This window comes from Streptomyces sp. H27-C3, assembly GCF_030063415.1.
Classification (GTDB): Bacteria; Actinomycetota; Actinomycetes; order Streptomycetales; family Streptomycetaceae; genus Streptomyces.
The window spans coordinates 36,123-52,448 of the sequence record NZ_JASITA010000048.1; the positions used below are offsets into that span (position 1 = coordinate 36,123).

17 protein-coding genes and 2 pseudogenes are annotated in these 16,326 nt (G+C 69.3%); 9 read left to right on the forward strand and 10 right to left on the reverse strand.

Annotated features, from left to right (window positions below; genetic code table 11):
• Positions 1–61: 61 nt before the first annotated feature.
• The 4 genes and pseudogenes from QMK30_RS33075 to QMK30_RS33090 all read left to right on the forward strand — a co-directional run bounded on the left by QMK30_RS33075 (position 62) and on the right by QMK30_RS33090 (position 2,287).
• Positions 62–433 carry a transposase gene (locus QMK30_RS33075; protein ID WP_283522027.1) on the forward strand — a complete coding sequence of 124 codons (372 nt, stop codon included), beginning with the start codon at positions 62–64 and terminating at the stop codon, positions 431–433.
• Between the two features lie 115 nt (positions 434–548).
• Positions 549–842 carry a transposase gene (locus QMK30_RS33080; protein WP_283522028.1) on the forward strand — a complete coding sequence of 98 codons (294 nt, stop codon included), beginning with the start codon at positions 549–551 and terminating at the stop codon, positions 840–842.
• Between the two features lie 75 nt (positions 843–917).
• Positions 918–1,372 (forward strand): annotated as a pseudogene (locus tag QMK30_RS33085) (MMPL family transporter); the annotation flags it as partial.
• Positions 1,373–1,762: 390 nt separating this feature from the next.
• Positions 1,763–2,287, forward strand: a complete 525-nt coding sequence (locus QMK30_RS33090; protein ID WP_283522029.1) for a hypothetical protein — start codon at positions 1,763–1,765, stop codon at positions 2,285–2,287.
• Between the two features lie 34 nt (positions 2,288–2,321).
• Here the strand turns inward: QMK30_RS33090 and QMK30_RS33095 are convergent, their stop codons facing one another.
• Together QMK30_RS33095 and QMK30_RS33100 are read right to left on the reverse strand one after the other, a co-directional pair.
• Entirely contained in the window at positions 2,322–2,504 is a 183-nt protein-coding gene (locus QMK30_RS33095; RefSeq protein ID WP_283522030.1) for a hypothetical protein, read from the reverse strand.
• Between the two features lie 342 nt (positions 2,505–2,846).
• Positions 2,847–3,542: a type 1 glutamine amidotransferase domain-containing protein gene (locus tag QMK30_RS33100; protein ID WP_283522031.1), complete on the reverse strand. Its 696-nt coding sequence runs from the start codon at positions 3,540–3,542 to the stop codon at positions 2,847–2,849.
• 112 nt (positions 3,543–3,654) lie between these two features.
• Between QMK30_RS33100 and QMK30_RS33105 the strand changes: the two genes are divergently transcribed.
• Positions 3,655–4,644, forward strand: coding sequence for a LysR family transcriptional regulator (locus tag QMK30_RS33105; protein WP_283522032.1), 990 nt, complete (start codon positions 3,655–3,657; stop codon positions 4,642–4,644).
• 33 nt (positions 4,645–4,677) lie between these two features.
• Here the strand turns inward: QMK30_RS33105 and QMK30_RS33110 are convergent, their stop codons facing one another.
• Both QMK30_RS33110 and QMK30_RS33115 read right to left on the reverse strand, forming a co-directional pair.
• Positions 4,678–4,926, reverse strand: a complete 249-nt coding sequence (locus QMK30_RS33110; protein WP_283522033.1) for an oxidoreductase C-terminal domain-containing protein — start codon at positions 4,924–4,926, stop codon at positions 4,678–4,680.
• Between the two features lie 143 nt (positions 4,927–5,069).
• Positions 5,070–5,357: pseudogene (locus tag QMK30_RS33115) on the reverse strand (FAD-dependent oxidoreductase); the annotation flags it as partial.
• Here QMK30_RS33115 and QMK30_RS33120 point away from each other — a divergent pair.
• Positions 5,248–5,769 (forward strand): cytochrome d ubiquinol oxidase subunit II, encoded by a 522-nt coding sequence (locus QMK30_RS33120; protein WP_283522042.1) that lies wholly within the window; start codon positions 5,248–5,250, stop codon positions 5,767–5,769. The pseudogene QMK30_RS33115 and the gene QMK30_RS33120 overlap by 110 nt on opposite strands.
• A 13-nt stretch (positions 5,770–5,782) precedes the next feature.
• Positions 5,783–6,250, forward strand: coding sequence for a hypothetical protein (locus QMK30_RS33125; RefSeq protein ID WP_283522034.1), 468 nt, complete (start codon positions 5,783–5,785; stop codon positions 6,248–6,250).
• Between the two features lie 49 nt (positions 6,251–6,299).
• Here QMK30_RS33125 and QMK30_RS33130 read toward each other — a convergent pair whose 3' ends face one another.
• From QMK30_RS33130 to QMK30_RS33155, 6 genes are all read right to left on the reverse strand, one after another.
• Positions 6,300–9,317: a lantibiotic dehydratase gene (locus QMK30_RS33130; RefSeq protein WP_283522035.1), complete on the reverse strand. Its 3,018-nt coding sequence runs from the start codon at positions 9,315–9,317 to the stop codon at positions 6,300–6,302.
• Positions 9,318–9,491: 174 nt separating this feature from the next.
• Complete coding sequence (locus tag QMK30_RS33135) at positions 9,492–9,740, reverse strand: hypothetical protein (protein ID WP_283522036.1); 249 nt, start codon at positions 9,738–9,740, stop codon at positions 9,492–9,494.
• A gap of 137 nt (positions 9,741–9,877) precedes the next feature.
• Positions 9,878–10,102: a ferredoxin gene (locus tag QMK30_RS33140; RefSeq protein ID WP_349362135.1), complete on the reverse strand. Its 225-nt coding sequence runs from the start codon at positions 10,100–10,102 to the stop codon at positions 9,878–9,880.
• A 7-nt stretch (positions 10,103–10,109) separates the two neighbouring features.
• Positions 10,110–11,006, reverse strand: a complete 897-nt coding sequence (locus QMK30_RS33145; RefSeq protein WP_283522037.1) for a cytochrome P450 — start codon at positions 11,004–11,006, stop codon at positions 10,110–10,112.
• Positions 11,007–11,328: 322 nt separating this feature from the next.
• Positions 11,329–13,185: an asparagine synthase (glutamine-hydrolyzing) gene (asnB, locus tag QMK30_RS33150; protein WP_283522038.1), complete on the reverse strand. Its 1,857-nt coding sequence runs from the start codon at positions 13,183–13,185 to the stop codon at positions 11,329–11,331.
• A 245-nt stretch (positions 13,186–13,430) separates the two neighbouring features.
• Positions 13,431–14,429: an NAD(P)/FAD-dependent oxidoreductase gene (locus QMK30_RS33155; RefSeq protein ID WP_283522039.1), complete on the reverse strand. Its 999-nt coding sequence runs from the start codon at positions 14,427–14,429 to the stop codon at positions 13,431–13,433.
• Between the two features lie 626 nt (positions 14,430–15,055).
• On the opposite strand from QMK30_RS33155, the gene QMK30_RS33160 reads away from it, so the two are divergent.
• Both QMK30_RS33160 and QMK30_RS33165 read left to right on the forward strand, forming a co-directional pair.
• Positions 15,056–16,114 carry an ISAs1 family transposase gene (locus tag QMK30_RS33160; RefSeq protein ID WP_283522044.1) on the forward strand — a complete coding sequence of 353 codons (1,059 nt, stop codon included), beginning with the start codon at positions 15,056–15,058 and terminating at the stop codon, positions 16,112–16,114.
• 13 nt (positions 16,115–16,127) lie between these two features.
• On the forward strand, positions 16,128–16,326 hold a 199-nt coding region (locus QMK30_RS33165), incomplete at its 3' end, for a hypothetical protein (RefSeq protein ID WP_283522040.1).

Genomic DNA, 16,326 nt, shown 5'->3' on the forward strand with positions numbered 1-16,326 from the left:
GTGCTGCGGACAGGTACCGGAGATTCCCCCCGATTGGTAGACATCACGGACACTGGATCTCGTGGATTCAGAGGAAGAGATGGCACCGATGGCACGCAAGCCGTACTCGGAGGAGTTCAAGGCTGACGCGATAGCTCTGTACCGGTCCAACCCGGGGCTCACGTATGCGCAGGTCGCGCGGGATCTCGGGATGAATGCCGAGACGGTGAGGCAGTGGGTGCGCGATGCTGGGGCGGCTCCGGGCCCGGACGGGCGGATCGCTCCGGCAGCCGGGCCGGAGCGGGCCGGGGGCACGGCCTGCCGACGCGCCGTCTTCCGATGGCTGACCAGGTACAACACCTGGCGCAGGCACTTGACCAACGGACAGCTCTGCCCTATCGACTACGAACGCGAGCACGCACTCACGTCAGATAGCCTGGGGCTCACCGCATAACCATACAAACCGGTGTCTACCACCCGGGGGGAAGCTCCCTCCGGCCCTGACCCCGGAGTCTGGACACCGTAGACACTAGATCTTGAGGATCTGGGAGAACGGAGTCCCTGTGGGGATGAAGCACTATCCGCAGGAGTTCAAGGCGGACGCGGTCGCGTTGTACCAGTCACGGCTGGGAGCGACGACCAAGCCGGTCGCCGCCGATCTGGGAGTGAACACGGAGACGCTGCGGAACTGGATCCGGGCGGCCGACGGACGGCGTCCAGGTGCGCACTCCGACCGCCCGGCCTCCCCGGCCCAGGCCACGACCGGGGCGGAGGCGGAGGTCGCCGCGCTGCGCAAGCGGGTCCGCGAGCTGGAGGAGGAGGTCGCGCTCGCCCATCCCGGCCGCACGACCCAGGCAGGTTAGGTTCCGGTCGACCGTGGCGGCCGTCCTCGTCGTCGCGGTGGGGCTCCCGCATTAGCACGCGGGCGTCGACCGGGCATCCCGCTCCTGGGCTTCGTCTTCCTCGTCGCCCTCGGCATCGACTACAACATCTTCCTGATACACCGGGTGAAGGAGGAAGTCGGGCTGCACGGCCACGCCAAGGGCGTCATCAAGGGCCTTGACCAGCACCGGAGGTGCGATCACCAGCGCGGGCATCGTGCTCGCCGCGACCTTCGCGGTCTTCGCCGTGCTGCCGCTGGTGACCATGGCCCAGATGGGCATGCTCATCGGCGTCGGCGTCCTGCTCGACACCTTCCTGGTACGCACCCGTCCTGGTGCCGGCCCTCGCGCTGGACCTCGGTCGGCGCTTCTGGTGGCCGGGTCACCTCTCGCGCGTCGATGACTCGGTCGATGACGCCGGCGTTGTCGATGTCGATGTCGATGTGCCGGGCCCGGTGCCGCCGACTCCTGCGGCACCCACAACGACGGACCACGTTCCCGAGCGCGTCTGACCGGAAGCACCCGTCAGCGCCCTGGGCGCAGCAAGCACACGGCCTCTGTCGCCCCGCATCCCGCGCGGGCGGCAGAGGCCGTTGGCCGTTGGGGCGTGACTGCGGAAGTGGCTACGCCGCGATGTCCCGTACCGACGCCAACGACGCCCGTACGCCCCGGCCCCTTCGTCCGGGGCCGCCCCGGCGAACTGCCGCTCGCCCCGGCCTCGGCCACCAGCCGCACCCGCGCCGCCGCCGAACGCCATGTGCTGGCGGCCGGCGGCGCCGTCCTGCGCCCGCACCTCGTCTACGGCGCGGGCGACCGCTGGGTCGTGCCCGGCCTGCTGCTGTGCCGGCTGCTCGCAGCGCGGGTGGCGGGGAGCCACGCCCGGCTCTCCATGATCGACGTGGATGTTCTGGGCCCGCGTCGTGCTCGGGTCCGCACTGTCCCCGAAGCCGCTGGCAGGCGTACGGCATGCCAACCACCCAGAACCGGTGACGAGTTCGGCCTTGCTGGAGGCCGTCGCCGAGCACCTCCGGTTGCCCGCCGACCATCGGCGGGAGCTGGACGTCGCAGCCGCGCGGGTCCGGCTCGCCACGGAACCGCGCGCGCTGAAGATCCCGGACATGCTCACCACGGATCACTGGTTCGCCGACGACGGCATCCGGCAGGACCTCTGCCTCGACCCGGGGCCCGGTCAGCCGACGTCCGTCGCCCAAACTCCCAGCAGGCCGGCCAGCAGCGCATCCGTGGCGGGGCGGAGCAAGCGCGCCCTGCTCCGTGAATTCCAGTCCGCGGACGAGCGCGATGCAGATGTCGGCAGCGGTGGCGGGGTCGGTGGCGCGAGCGCTGGGGGCGACCGAGCCGACCAGGCCGACCGCTGCGGCGAGGCCCGTGGCTGTGGCAGGGCCGGACGTCGACGTGCCGCCGGGTGAGCCTCGTGAGCCGAGCCCCGGCTCGGCGCGCGCCTCAGCCGACACCCCAGCCCCGCCGGCCCCCGTCGGCCCCCGCCGTCTCCGCCGTCTCCGCGAAAACCTCCATCAGCAACCCCCGCAGATCCGCCGTGAACCCATGGCAGATGTCGCCGAACAACCGCGCCTTCTCGTCCAGCAGTTCGGCGGTGTGCGGGGAGTCCCCGCTGAGGTCCAGCACCAGGTCGAGTTTGGCCGACAGGATCCCGTGGACGCGGTCGGCGGGCGGGGCGTCGGCCGCTGCCCCCGTCGGGCCCGCGCGAGCGCCTGGGTATGCAGGCGCTCGGCGTGGCGGCGGAAGGCGTCGTCCTTGTTGCGTACGTACTGGTAGACCGCCGACCGGGACACCCCCATGGCGGTGGCGATGTCGTCCATCGTGGTGCGACGTACGCCGTACCTGGTCAGGCAGGCGTACGTCGCGTCGAGCACCTCGGTCTGCCGGTCCCGGTCCCGGTCCGGTCGGTCCCAGCCCCGTCGTCCATGTCCATCACGTGGTGCCCATCAGCGGGTGTCCGTCAGGTGCTCAGTTCAGCGCCTTGAGGACCTCGGCGGCCAGCGGAGCGGACGACACCGGGTTCTGGCCGGTGAACAGGTTGCGGTCGACGACCACCTTCGGCGCCCACGGCTCGCCCTCCTGGAAGTCCGCGCCGAGCTCGACCAGCCGGTCCTGGAGCAGCCACTTGGCCTTGTCGGCGAAGCCCGCCTGGGTCTCCTCAGCGTTGGTGAAGCCGGTGAGCCGGTAGCCGGCGAACGGCCAGGAGCCGTCGGCGCGCTTGGCCGCGAGCATGGCGGCCGGGGCGTGGCAGACCACGGCGAGCGGCTTGCCGGATTCCAGGGCGGCGGTCAGCAGGCGGCCGGAGTCGGCGTTGACCGCGAGGTCCTCCATCGGGCCGTGGCCGCCGGGGTAGAACACCACCGCGTAGTCGGCGAGGTCGGCCTCTTCGAGCTTGATCGGCTGCTGGATGGCGGTGATCGACGCCAGTTCGGCGGCGATCGCGTCCGCCGCCTCCTGGCCGCCGTTCAGCTCGGGCGCGAGGCTGCCCTTGTCCAGGGGCGGGACAACGCCGCCGGGCGTGGCGACGACGATCTCGTGGCCGGCGGCGGTGAAGGCGCGGTACGGGGCGACGGCCTCCTCGGCCCAGAAGCCGGTGGGGTGCTTGCTGCCGTCGGCCAGCGTCCACTGGTCGGCACCGGTCATCACGAACAGGATCTTGGCCATGTCACTTCTCTCTCCACGGGCGACGCTCTGACGTTCCGCACGCAAAGCGTCATTTCGTTGACGCTCTCGAACGTAGGCCGCCCTGCCATTGAGATCCAATAGGCTCACCATCATGAAGCATAGGGAATCCAATGGCGGGAACCCGAGGGCACCCCTCCCGAACGAGGGAAGCGGGGGAATCGGCGGAGCCGCCTCCGCCGGGCCGCTCGACCTCACCCTGCTGCGGACCTTCCTCGCCGTGCACCGCGCCGGATCGTTCACCGCCGCCGCCCGGCTGCTGACCCTGTCCCAGCCGACCGTGACCACCCAGATCCGCGCCCTGGAGAAGAAGCTCGGGCGCGAGCTGTTCGAACGGCTGCCGCGCGGCGTCGCGCCGACCCCGGTCGCCGACGACCTCGCGGCCCAGGTCGCCGCCCCGCTGGACGCGCTGGAGGCGGTCACCGACCGGGGCCGTACGGGCGTGGCCGCCGCCACCGAACCCGTACATCTCGCGGGCCCGGCCGAGCTGCTCTGCGTACGCGCGCTGCCCGGGCTCGCCCCCCTCGTGGAGCGCGGTGTGCGGCTGCGGATCACCACCGGGCTCACCGACAGCCTGCTCGACGGACTGCTGGCGGGCCACCACGATCTGGTGCTCTCCACCATCCGCCCGCGCGGCCGCGCGCTGATCTCCGTACCGCTGATGGACGAGGAATTCGTGCTGGTCGCGTCGCCGGGGTGGGCGGCCAGGATCGGTGTGGAGCGGGTCGCGGCGCAGGGCTCCGCCGCGCTGCACGGGGTGCCGCTGGTGACGTACGCGGACGACTTGCCCATCGCCCGCCGCTACTGGCGGCACGTCTTCGGCGTACGGCTGACCGGCCCGGCGGCGGTCGTCGTGCCCGACCTGCGCGGCGTGCTGTCCGCCGTGGTCGCGGGGGCCGGCGTCACCGTGCTCCCCCGCTACCTCTGCCACGCCGAGCTCGCCGCCGGCGCGCTGGTCGCGCTGCTGACCCCGGACGATCCCCCCATCAACACCGGCTACCTCGCCCAGCGCCCCGGCCCCTCCGGCAACCCGCACCTGGCCCTCGTCCGCGACCACCTGCTGAGCGTGGCCCGCGACTGGTGAGGCGGGGCCTGGGGCAGGGGCGAGCCTCGGCCCTCAAGCGGGCGCGGCGGCGAGCCCCTTGAGGTACGCCTTGAGCGCGAAGCCCTCCCCCGCCGCCTCCTCCGGGCTCAGCCCGCATCCGTTGGCCAGCAGCCGCCGGGCCGCCATGTGGTCGGCGGGCCGGTTGACGGACTCCACCGCGACCAACCGCCCGTCGCGGAAGAGCAGCACCGAGAACGCGCCGCCCGCGTCCCCCAGCGGCACCGCCGTGTCATGGCCGTCCCCGACTCCCGCGATCTGCAAAGTCGAGGCGGACTGGTCGCTCCAGAACCACGGCAGGTCACCGTACGGCCGCCGCTCCCGGTGATCCGGGTCGCGACGCAGCGGGCGTGGTCGACGGCGTTCTGCACCGACTCCAGCCGGACCCGCGCGCCGGTCTGCACGCTGGGGAACGACGCGCGGTCGCCGATCGCCGAGATGGCCGGATCGCTGGTCGTCAGATGCGCGTCGACGACGACGTCGTTCACGTCGAGCCCGGCCAGCCGCGCCAGCTCGGTGTCCGGGGCGACCCCGACGCCGACCAGCACCAGATCGGCCGTGGACCCGTTCGTGCTGCTGTGCGCGGTGACGACCACCGCACTGTTCGCCGCCCACGGAGCGGCGTTCCTCGCACTCCGCTCCACCGAGGAACTCGCCGTACGAGCATGGGCGTTGGCCAAGGCGCTGCTGACCACCGCGATGGCGGGCGCCGCCCTGGCCTTCCTCGCGGCGGTGGCGGGCTGCGGGGCCGACGCGGTGACCAACCCGTTGGTCGCGACCCTGCTCGTGGTCGCCCTGCTGGTGGCCCTGGCCGCTGCCCGGCTCGCGCTGACCAAGGGCCGCTCCGGGCGCGCGTTCGCCGCCACCTGCTGCGCCGCGGCACTGCCCGTGCTGCTGATCGGGGCCGCCCAGTACCCGTACGTCCTGGTCTCCACGGAGGCCGAACGGTTTGGGATGACCGCCACCGAGGGCGCGGCCGACGGCGCCACGCTCGGGCTGCTGATGGGCTTCGGGGTCGTGCTGATCCCGGTCATCGTCGCCTACCAGTTCTGGAGCTGGTGGGTCTTCCGCGGCCGCGTCGACCACCGCACCCCCACCTACTTCTGAGGTTGGCGCCCTGATGCCTCCTTCCCCCGAGGGGCAGTCCCCGAGTCCGCGCGCGACCCAGCGCCGCCTGATGCGCGAAGTACCGGCGCCGCACCGGCACATGCTCGCGACCACGGCCCTGACCGTGGCGTCGGCCGTCGTCGTCATCGCCCAGGCCGGGCTGCTCGCCGCGGTCCTCGCGGGCGGCTTCACCGGCGACGCGTCCAGCCCGGCCCTCTACCGGCTGCTGCTCGCGCTCGGCGTGGTCGCTGTGCTGCGGGGCGGTGCTCGCCTGGGGGCAGACGGTGCTGGCCGCCCGCGCCGCCGCGGTCAAGGCGGACCTGCGCGACCGGCTGGTGGGCCGCACGCAGCGGCTCGGGCCGGTACGGCTGGCCCGCTGGCGGCACGGCGCTTCGGCTTCGGGGCCGGGTCGGCAGCGGGGTTCGTACTGGTCATGGGGGTGGTACTCCTGTTCGCACCCTGTCAGACTAACCCGGCATAACGGGATGTTTCACCCACGGGTGGCAGGGAGGGCACCGCCCAGGGCTCCATCAAGTTGACAACGCCGGCCGAAGGCGTGCCTTACGGGCATGAAGAAGGTCTCTGAGCAGGGCCAGGCTCGTCGCCTCGTTGTCGATCCCGGAAGCAAGCCGGTTGTGGTGCATGTGCGTGAGGGATCTCAGGACACTGTGGAGCGTTGACTCGTCAATCAGGCCTGAGGAGCGCAAGGCCCGTCCGTAGGCGGATATCGCTGGTACGCGGTCGCGCCAGCTCTGGAAGACGCGCTCGCCCCCCGGGGTTTGGCGCAACGCACTCCAATTGTCCGCGTCGTCGGCGAGCGGGGTGACCAGAGCTCGTGACCGTCGCAGAGCAGGGCGATCCGGATGCGGCCGAGCGGTGGCGGACAACGACAGCAGCACATCGCCGTCACCGTGTCCGTCGCCGGTGAAGGCACGTGCCAGATCAAGGTAGTTGAGACAACTCAGTACGGTGGTGTCGAAGGGGCAGTCGGGGTCTGAGAGGACCCGCAGTTGCTGGAGCACGGCCATGCTGTCCGCGTGGAAGGCTCGTTCGGCGGCCTCGATCACGTCGGGGCCGCCGTAGCGGGCGGTTTCGGGGCAGTACTCGTCAACGACCAGGGCACGTGCAAGGCCCTGCCCACGCAGGCCTGCGGCCCAGGCGCCGATGGCGGGCAGAACCTCGCGGGTGAGGACGTCTGGTTGGGCGTGGAAGCGTAGACGCAGGTGTGGATCGGGGTCTGCGTAGCGCAGGAAGAACCAGCGGTCCATGGACTCGGGCAGTTCACGGAGCAGCGGGGAAAGGCGACGCGTGAGGATCTCGTCGTGTCGCGCGGAAGAGGCGTACAGCTTGGCGCTCAGCCACTCGCTGCCAAGCGGGTACGACCTTGAGCCAGTGTCGAGAGGCGGGTAGGAGCGGTGGTGGGTGCGTGACGGGGCATGTGCGCTGCTGTGCAGGGAGAAGACCAGTTCGCAGGCGTGAGTGGGGTGATCGAGCCAGCAGGACGCGTCGTGCTTGATGCTGGTGGCTTCATGAATGGTGCTGTTCGGATTGCGCCGCAGTTCCTCCCGGAGCAGACGGAGATGCATCGCCTTGCGGAGGTCGAGTGTCAGGCGCCGGTCGCCGGCACCGACGGAAACATGCTCGGGAACGCTCCAGGCCGCGCGCCAGGCGTCCACCTGGGTGCACCACTCCTCCCAGGTGTCGGCCGTCGGCGACAGGAAGGCGCTGTTCCAGCGCGCCGGACACACGATGGCCCGTCCGTAACGGACGCGGGGCAGGCGCGGCAGGTCGGCGACGGGGCCCCAGCTCCAACCGTGGAATGCCGTGCGGCCGACCCCGCAGATGGCCTGCAGCAGACGGACGGCGGGAAGTTCCCGCTCGTCGTTGAGCATGTCCAGTTGAGCGGGCAGAACTTCACGGCCGAGTGAGGCGGAGTAGGCGTACAGGCGGTCCTTGTGGGCGCCTATGTAGATTTCGTCCAGGCCGAGTTGGTCCAAGGCTTGGTCGTGGAAGGACCCGATGTGGACAGTTGGCATGGTGTCGGCGCCGGTGCGGGTGAGGTTCCCCCCGCGAGGCGTACGGGGGTGAAAGTCCAGGGCGACGCGCACGGCATGAGGAGCGCCAGGATCACTGCGCTGCGCTTCTTGGCGGCAGTGCGCGGCCACGGGGGCGCCCAGGAGGTGGGTGAACCGTCCCTTGAGGGCGCCGGCCTGCCGGGTGCCGGTGCCGAGCACCACGTGGAAGTCACCGGCGTCCACGGCTTGGGGCGATGCGGCCTGGAGCGTTGCCGTCACATCCATGGTCGGGGGTGGTGATCCCTTGCCGGGAACGGCGAGTTGGCGCAGCCGTTCCCGGTCGAGGAGTACTTCGGGGAGCCCATCTCGCACAGCGTTCGCAGCCAGCTCGGCCAGCGCCCTGTCCCGGAGCGGCGTGGACCTGGCGGGCCTGGCTGTTCCGTCGCCGGTGACGACCGGGCCCAAACCGCGCTCCGGATCGAGGAGTTCGGTCAGTGGTACCAGCTGTGTGGTGCCGTATCGCTCCAGGAAGCGTTCAAGGTATGCGTCAAGGCCGGGGAACCACTCAGCGTGCGGGGTGATTCCCCACAGCGCCCCGGCCGCGATTCCCACCTCGTTCGAGACGGCGCGGGGAAGAGTGATGGAGGCGTCGACAGCGACATCGACGTGCAAGGGGTGCGCGCTGTCGTGGAACTGCCGCATGTGTCGAACGATGTCACGCGGCCTCTGGGGATCCCGGCCCACCTCAGCAGCGGCGTACTCGGCCATGGTCTCTCGCAGAGACGTCAGGGCACGTGCGGCCACGGACTGCGGAGCGGCGCGCTCCAAGCGTTGCAGTGCTTGGTCGAGAGGGGAATCCACCCGCATCGGCGGGTGCAGATCGGTGACCAGGAATCCGTGGGTCACCAAAGAGTGCACGAGGCGTTCCGAGAGCTCGTGGGACTTCTGGGGGAAGGCGTTGTGGATGCGTTCGGCCAAGTCGGTCAGAGCGATAGGGGATTTCGCTTCTGCCAGTGCTGTGGCGACAGTCGGCGTGTAGCGGATCGACGTCCTTCCCTGATCGCCCTGCTGAGGAAGGATCAGCCTCTCGCCCCGCACCACGGACAAGGGGTTAATTCGGGCGCGCAGTCCAGCCGTGATTGCGGGATCTGTTTCCATCGCCGCCAGGACGTTCCGCAGCCAGGACGCATCCGGACGCACGCCCTTGCGGTGCTTGCTGCCGACGGACACCGCGGTAGGGCCTTCGGACACCAGCGCCACACCGGCGAAGAGACCGAAGGGGACGGCACGACTTGCTATCCGCAGGTGGTACCGGAGAAGTGACAACAGCGTGCGGCGTGCCTCCCGCGTGGTGCGAGCCTCCCCTTGAACAAGCCGCTCCGCCGCCTCGAACAGAGAGGGCGACGCAAGCAGGAGAGCTTCCCGGAACACCGGATCCGCCAGAGCGGCCTCCCCCGCCGCGGTCAGTTGCTCAGCCGTCGCATCGGCCGCACATGGATCGTCGCCACCGTCCCACAGGCGGGCACGGGGCAACACGGACACCCTGGCGACGACGGGACCACTGACAGAAAAACGCATGCGCCGCCCTCTCTTGCCGGTTCGTGATGCCACCGCGACCGCCGGACTGGTCTGTTCAGCGGGTGTCTGACTCAAAGGTCTTCGGGATTGAGCTGGTTACGCCGCTCAATCCCGAAGACCCCATCGACGTCAGAACGGGCAGCACATGCAACCGATGCCGCTCGTCATCTGCGGCTCGTTGCCGAGATCCGCCGACTGATCCGCCGTCTTCACGTCGAGTTCGAATTCATCCATATCGACGACTGTGTCCAGCATGGAAGTGTGATTCATATTCTTGGCTTCTCTCATATCGGTGAGTGCCCGACGGGGCAGGCAGAGGATGGGCGTTACCCAGAACAGCCATTGTTTGCGCGGCCGTTGGTGCTTGACCTGCCGCATAGTCTAATTTCTCTGGACCGGAGAAGCGAGGGACTTTGGTCCTGTGGCCGCCGGACTTTATGCCCAGCGCTGTCGGCTCGGCCGTGACACCGACAGGCACCGTCCCGTCATCGGACGTGGGAAGTACTAATGGCACGTCAAAACCCTTGATCCACTTGCACATCGATGGCGGCGGATGGGCAAAGGCCGGCAGCGTCCGCCACAGAACCGTATTGATCTGATGAGGGAGCAGGATCAAGGAGTACCACAATCCCGTCCTTGTCTCGCTGGTCAAACGTCGAAGGTGCGCTCATGACGCAGTGACCGGCTCCAATGCAGCGTTCTTCACTCACGGCTATTCGCAGTCCGCCCACAGGACTCATCGTCGAATCACCAGGCCACCGGGAGAGATTCCACACCGCCGACAAATCCTTGAGTTCTGTATCGAATATCGCCTTCAGGAGCCGCCAGACGCAGTGATGGGAATCGTTGGAGCAGAGCCGGGAAGACGATTTTGAGTACCGCGCGGGCCAGTTGCTGACCCAAGCACTGATGGATGCCGTACCCGAAAGCGAGGTGGCGGCTGACGGGGCGCTTCACGTTGAAAGTGTCCGCATCCTGAAGAAAACCTTGATCATGGTTGGCCGAGGCGAGCGAGGTAACAATCATGTCGCCGGCCTTGATCACCTGACCGCTGAGTGTCAGATCTCGGGTCGCCCAGCGCGGCGTCGCGGTGTGGATCAAGGCCTGATACCGGAGGATCTCCTCAACGGCTGTACGAAGGACATCCTCCTCGCCCTCGCGGACGTCCGCCAGCTGCTCCGGATGCTGCAGCAGCAGCAAAGTGCCCAGCCCCAAGGCGTGCGCCGTAGCCTCATGTCCGCCGACCAGCAGGAAGCAGCCGACGCCGATCAATTCTTGATCGGAGATGTTATCCGCATGCTCACGAATCAGCCTTCCCAGAATTCCATCTCCCGGGTTCTCCCGATGCCCGGGGATGAGAGTGGAAATATAGGTGAGCGTTTCGTGATAGTTCTTCATACGGCGTTCCATCGGCAGTGACGCATCGAGCATCACTTCGCTGAGTCGCTGAAACTCGGCACGTTCCTCGCACGGGATGCCAAGGAGTTCCCATATGGCAAATGATGCGATCGGAAATGTGAACTGCCGTATGAGATCTGCCGACTGGCCTGCCTGCTCCATCCCATCGAGTTGCGCGGCGACTATCTCCTCGAGCCGCGGCCGCAGCGCCTGAATCCGCTTGACCGTGAACTCTCGGGTGAGCATGCGTCGGATGCGGGTATGGTCCGGTGGGTCCATGGACACCAGGACTCCGGGCTGTCCGGCGCCCACTCCTCCTCCGTCATGGCAGACATTGCTGACGTGCGGGCTGCTCAGGACTGTCCGTACATCGTCGTAGCGAGTGACCAGCCAAGCGTCACAAGGCTCTCCGTTCTGGGACCGGCCTTTCCTCTTGACCACTGGGTCTTCCCTGCGCAGGCGGGCCAGTGACGGCGACGGGGCGGGCGCCTTCACCACCGCCTGCTGTCGGCACTCAGATCCGGACGTGGCCTCCGGCATGACGTCATCCTTTCCGCGAGAGGTGCGATCAGATCTCCAGGCTGATGTCGTAGCGGCGCAGCCAGCCGTCGAGATTGAGGACGAACTCACTGCCGATGCGCAGCTCGACGCCGCTCGCCGACTCGATGACCCGCTGGGCCGCGTCGGTGTCGAGCAGGGCGCGCACCGGCGCCTCGGGGTCGGCCAGGGTTGTCCGCAGCTCGCTCCGCAGCGCCTCGTCGTACCGCGGGTCCTGGATGCTGGGGTACGGGCTCTTGACGCGGTCGGCCACCTCCTCCGGCAGCAGATCACGGGTGGCAGCGCGTAGCAGGGACTTCTCGCGGCCGTCGAAAGCCTTCATCTTCCAGGGGGTGTTGAAGACGTACTGGACAAGACGGTGGTCACAGAAGGGCACGCGCACCTCCAGGCCGGTGGCCATGCTGACCCGGTCCGTGCGCTCCAGTGGGAACTGCACGAAGCGGGTGAGATGCAGGTGGCAGATCTCCCGCATGCGCCGCTCCAGTCCCGTCTCACCGTCCAGGCGTGGCACCTCAGTGAGGGCTTCGCGGTAGCGGGCCGCGCGGTATCCCGGCAGGTCGAGCTTGGTCAACAGGCCGCCGTCGAGCATGGCTTCGCGGGGGCTGCGGCGCACGTCCGCGCCGGCGCCGCGGGGCCCGACGGGGGAAAGCCACGGGAAGGAGTGGGAGCGCACCTGCTCCGGGGAGTGGAACCAGCGGTAGCCGCCGAAGAGTTCGTCCGCGGCCTCGCCCGACAGGGCGACCGTCGAGCTCTCCCGGACCGCCTTGAACAGCAGGTAGAGGGAGACGTCGCCCTCACCGAAGCCGGTGGGCAGGTCACGGGCGTTCAGCACGGCGTCCCGGTCGGCCCGGTTCATCAGCGCCGCGGTGTCGAGCACGATGTCGCGGTGGTCGGATCCCACGTGCTCGGCGAGGGCGCGTGCGTAGGGGGCGTCAGGGGTGCCGCGCAGCCAGTCGGCCGTGAAGTTCCTGCTCTGGCCGACGAAGTCCACGGCGAAGGAGCGGACCGGTCCGGCACCTTTACGAGCCCGTCCCCGCTGGGCGAGCGCGGTGATGGCCGAGGAGTCCAAGCCGCCGGATAGCAGGGTGCACAGCGGCACGTCGGCGTCGAGCTGGCGGGTGATGATGTCGTCCAGCAGCTCACGGACCCGGGCGACAGTGGTCCCGGTGTCGTCGGTGTGCTCGCGGGCCTCAAGTGCCCAGTAGCGACGGGTGGTCAGGCCCTCTCGACGCACGCGTACGACGTGACCGGCAACGACCTCCTTCATGCCCTGGTAGATGGCGTGCCCCGGGGTCTTGGTGAGCGCGAGCAGCTCCGCGAGCCCGTCGGTGTCCACTGCGGCCCGCACGGACGGATGGGCGAGGATGGCCTTCGGCTCGGAGCCGAAGAGCACGCCGTCCGCGGTCGGGTAGTAGTAGAGCGGCTTGACGCCCATCCGGTCGCGGACCAGCAGCAGTTCTTGCTCACGCGGGTCCCACAGGGCGAAGGCGTACATGCCGTTCAGCCGCTCGACGAAATCAGCGCCCCACTCGAGATAGGCGTGGAGCACGACCTCGGTGTCGCTACCGGTGCGGAAGGAGTGCCCCAGACCCGCTAGCTCGGCGCGCAGCTCGCGGTGGTTGTACACCTCGCCGCTGTACGTGGTGACCAGCACGGTGCGGCCGTCGCGTTCGGCGGCCATCGGCTGCTTGCCGCCGTTGATGTCGATGACGGCAAGGCGGCGGTGTCCGAGTCCGGCGTGGGTGTCCAGCCAGACGCCGTCCGCGTCCGGGCCGCGGCAGACCATGGTTTTGGCCATGGCGGCGAGTGTCCCGCGTTCGGTGGTGAGGTCCCTGTCGTAGGAGACCCATCCGGTGATGCCGCACATGTGAGCGTGTCCTCCTGAAAATTCACTGACTGTCGTGCGCCCTGGTGGCGGCAGCCCGTGCCGATCGGGACGGGCTGCCGAGCGCCGCGCGTGCAGTCCGTGGCCACCAGGGCGAAGCGGTCGTGCGGGGCCGTCCTGCGGGTCGACTCGGGCCGGACGGGGTGGTTCGGGTCCGAGTCGGGCCTCAGGATGGCCTCAGCGTGTCGGCGCGCGGTCCGGTGGGGTGGCGCTTCACACAGCCGCGTTCAGGCCGGGGCCGAGGGCGACTTCCGGTGGGCGGCGACCTCCTCCCGGATCTCCTTGTCGACGAGGTCAGCGTTGATCTGGGCCGCGGCCGAGACGCCCGCGGCCGCGGCCGCGGCGGCCCGGTCGACCAGGCTGGTGACGTTGCCCGCGACCCACACTCCGGGCACGGTGGTGCGCCCGCCCTCCGCGCAGGGGATGTACGCGCCGATGCCCGCCGGATGCTCCACCGGCCGCAGTCCAAGCTCCGCCAGGAGGCCGCCGCGCGCCACCAGCCGTGATGAGGCCACCAGCACTTCGCAGTCGACTACTGTGCCGCCGCCCAGGCGCACTCCGGCCAGCCGGTCCCCGTCGGCCTCCAGGGCCACCACCTCGCCGTCCACCACACGGATGCCACGAGCGGCCAGCTTTTCCGCGTCCTCGGCGGACGGCACCGGGTTGGTGTGGGCGAAGTACGTGACGTTGTCGCTCCACTGCCGGAACAGCAGCGCCTGCTGCACCGACAACGGCCCGTTCGCCAGCACACCGATGGCTCGGTCCCGGACTTCCCAGCCGTGGCAGTAGGGGCAGTGCAGCACGTCCTTGCCCCAGCGCTGCCGCAGTCCTGGCACGTCCGGCAGCTCGTCCACAAGACCGGTGGTCACCAGCAGTCGGCGCGTACGGACCGAGCGGCCGTCGGCCAGCGACACCGTGAAAAGGCCTTCGCCGTCCCGGGCCGCCGCGGTGACCTCTCCGGTCGCCACGTGACCGCCGTAGCGGCGGACCTCGGCCCGGCCGCGTTCCAGCAGCTCGCCCGGTGCGATCCCGTCCAGAGCCAGCAGACCGTGCACGCCCTCGGCCGGAGCGTTGCGCGGGGCACCCGCGTCGATCACGACGACCGAACGCCGGGCCCGTGCCAGCACCTGCGCACCGCTCAGCCCCGCGACGCCGCCGCCGATCACCACCACGTCACAGCCGTTCTGCGGCTCTAGAGTCACCATGACCACCTTCGCGAGAGCCATGCGGCCCAGGGGGAAAATGCTGCTATGTCCTACGATTCTTCAGATGCCAACCTGCGACTGGGCTAGTTGGCGGAGACTCACGGCGCGACAGGGTCAGGGCCACGTCGCGCTGAGCCGTGGCCGGCAGATGCGCCGCACCGTTTCGGTGAGCTGGCAGTCCATCACCAGGATGTGACCGGTCCGACTGCCCGTGGCGGATTCACTTGCAGGGCAGTGTCGGCCCTGCACCGTCCATGACGGCAGTCGTTACCGGTTCGCTTTTCTCTGAGTGAAGCTACCTTTTCTCTCCTTGCCGAGCCGATAGCCGATAGTTGACACATTGAATGGATAGTCGACAACACCGCTAACTTGACTCTGTCGGGGATCTTGGAGTTACCGAGGTCAGCTGCCCAGGCAGGGCTGATTCAAAGTCCAGGTGATCATGTGACGCTGCTGGTCGCTGCTGTGTGACGCTCCTTCAGGTGGCCGTCACCAACGCAACGAAGCTCCGGTTGACGGGGTGACCTCGCAAGTCGCCCTGAACACCCGGAGCTCCGATATGCCGTCAGTCTGCCACCGTCTGCCTGGCCAAGTCGCCCTCGCGTCAACAACGCGAACTCCCCGGCACGGCAGCCCGGCTGGCCGTCCTGCCCGACCCACGCGACCGGCGCGGGCGTCGGCACACCCTCACCTCGGTCCTGCTGACCGCCGCCTGTGCGGTCCTGGCCGGTGCCCGCTCCTACCTGGCCATCGGCCAGTGGGCCCGCCACGCACCCCAAGACACCCTCGCCCGCCTGGGGTTTCATATGCGCGGACCGCTCGGCGTGCGCCGTCCGGCCTCGCCCTCTACCCTGCGTCGCGTGCTGACCCTGGTGTGCCCCGGCGGGCTGGCCGACCTGCTTGGACACGATCCGACCGGGACGGAGTCGGTCGCGGTGGACGGCAAGACCGCCCGTGGCTCGCGCACCGACGCCGCCCTGGCCGCCCACCTCCTGTCCGCAGTCACGGCCGCCGGCCGCGCCGTCAGTCAGCTGCGGGTGCCGGACAAGACCAACGAAATCACCGGCTTCGCCGCCCTGCTGACCCCGTTCGACCTGGCCGGCACCGTGGTGACCGCCGACGCTCTGCACACCCAGCGTGAGCACGCGAAGTGGCTGGTGGAGGTGAAGAAAGCGCACTACCTGCTGGTCGTCAAGGGCAACCAACCGACCCTGCACACGGCGCTGAAGTCCCTGCCGTGGAAAGAGGTGACCGCCCGCCGCTACGACCGCGAGGCCGGGCACGGGCGGCGCGAGACCCGCTCGGTACGCACGCTCACCCTCACCGGCCTCGGCCTGGACTTCCCCCACGTCGTCCAGGCGGCGAAGATCCTGCGGCATCGCACCGACGTCAAGACCGGCAAGGTCACCCGACAGACCGTCCACGTCATCACTGACATGACCGCGCGTGAGGCATCGCCGCAGCTCATCGGCCGTCTCGCCAGGTCGCAGTGGGGCATCGAGGCGGTCCACCACGTCAGAGACGTGACGTTCGCCGAGGACGCCTCCAAGGTCCGGACCGGACACGGACCGGAGAACATGGCCACGCTGCGGAACTTCGCGATCAACACCCTGCGGGACGCCGGCCACCACAGTATCGCCGCCGGACTGCGGGAGGTCTCTTACACGCCGTTCACCCGCCCGCTCGACCTGCTCGGGCTTGCCTGACCAGCATCGCCACATGATCACCTGGACTTTGAATCAGCCCTGGCTGCCCAGGGTTCGCCAGGATTTCGGCCGGGGGATCTGGTGCATCGAGGTAGTTCTGGAAGGCGGTCGGCTGACGGGGCGGGGGTGCTTCCGCGGTCGGTGGCAGTCTGCTGAGGCGCTCGATGTTGACGGCGATGGCGGTCAGGACGTGCTGGAGGTGGGCCTTGTCC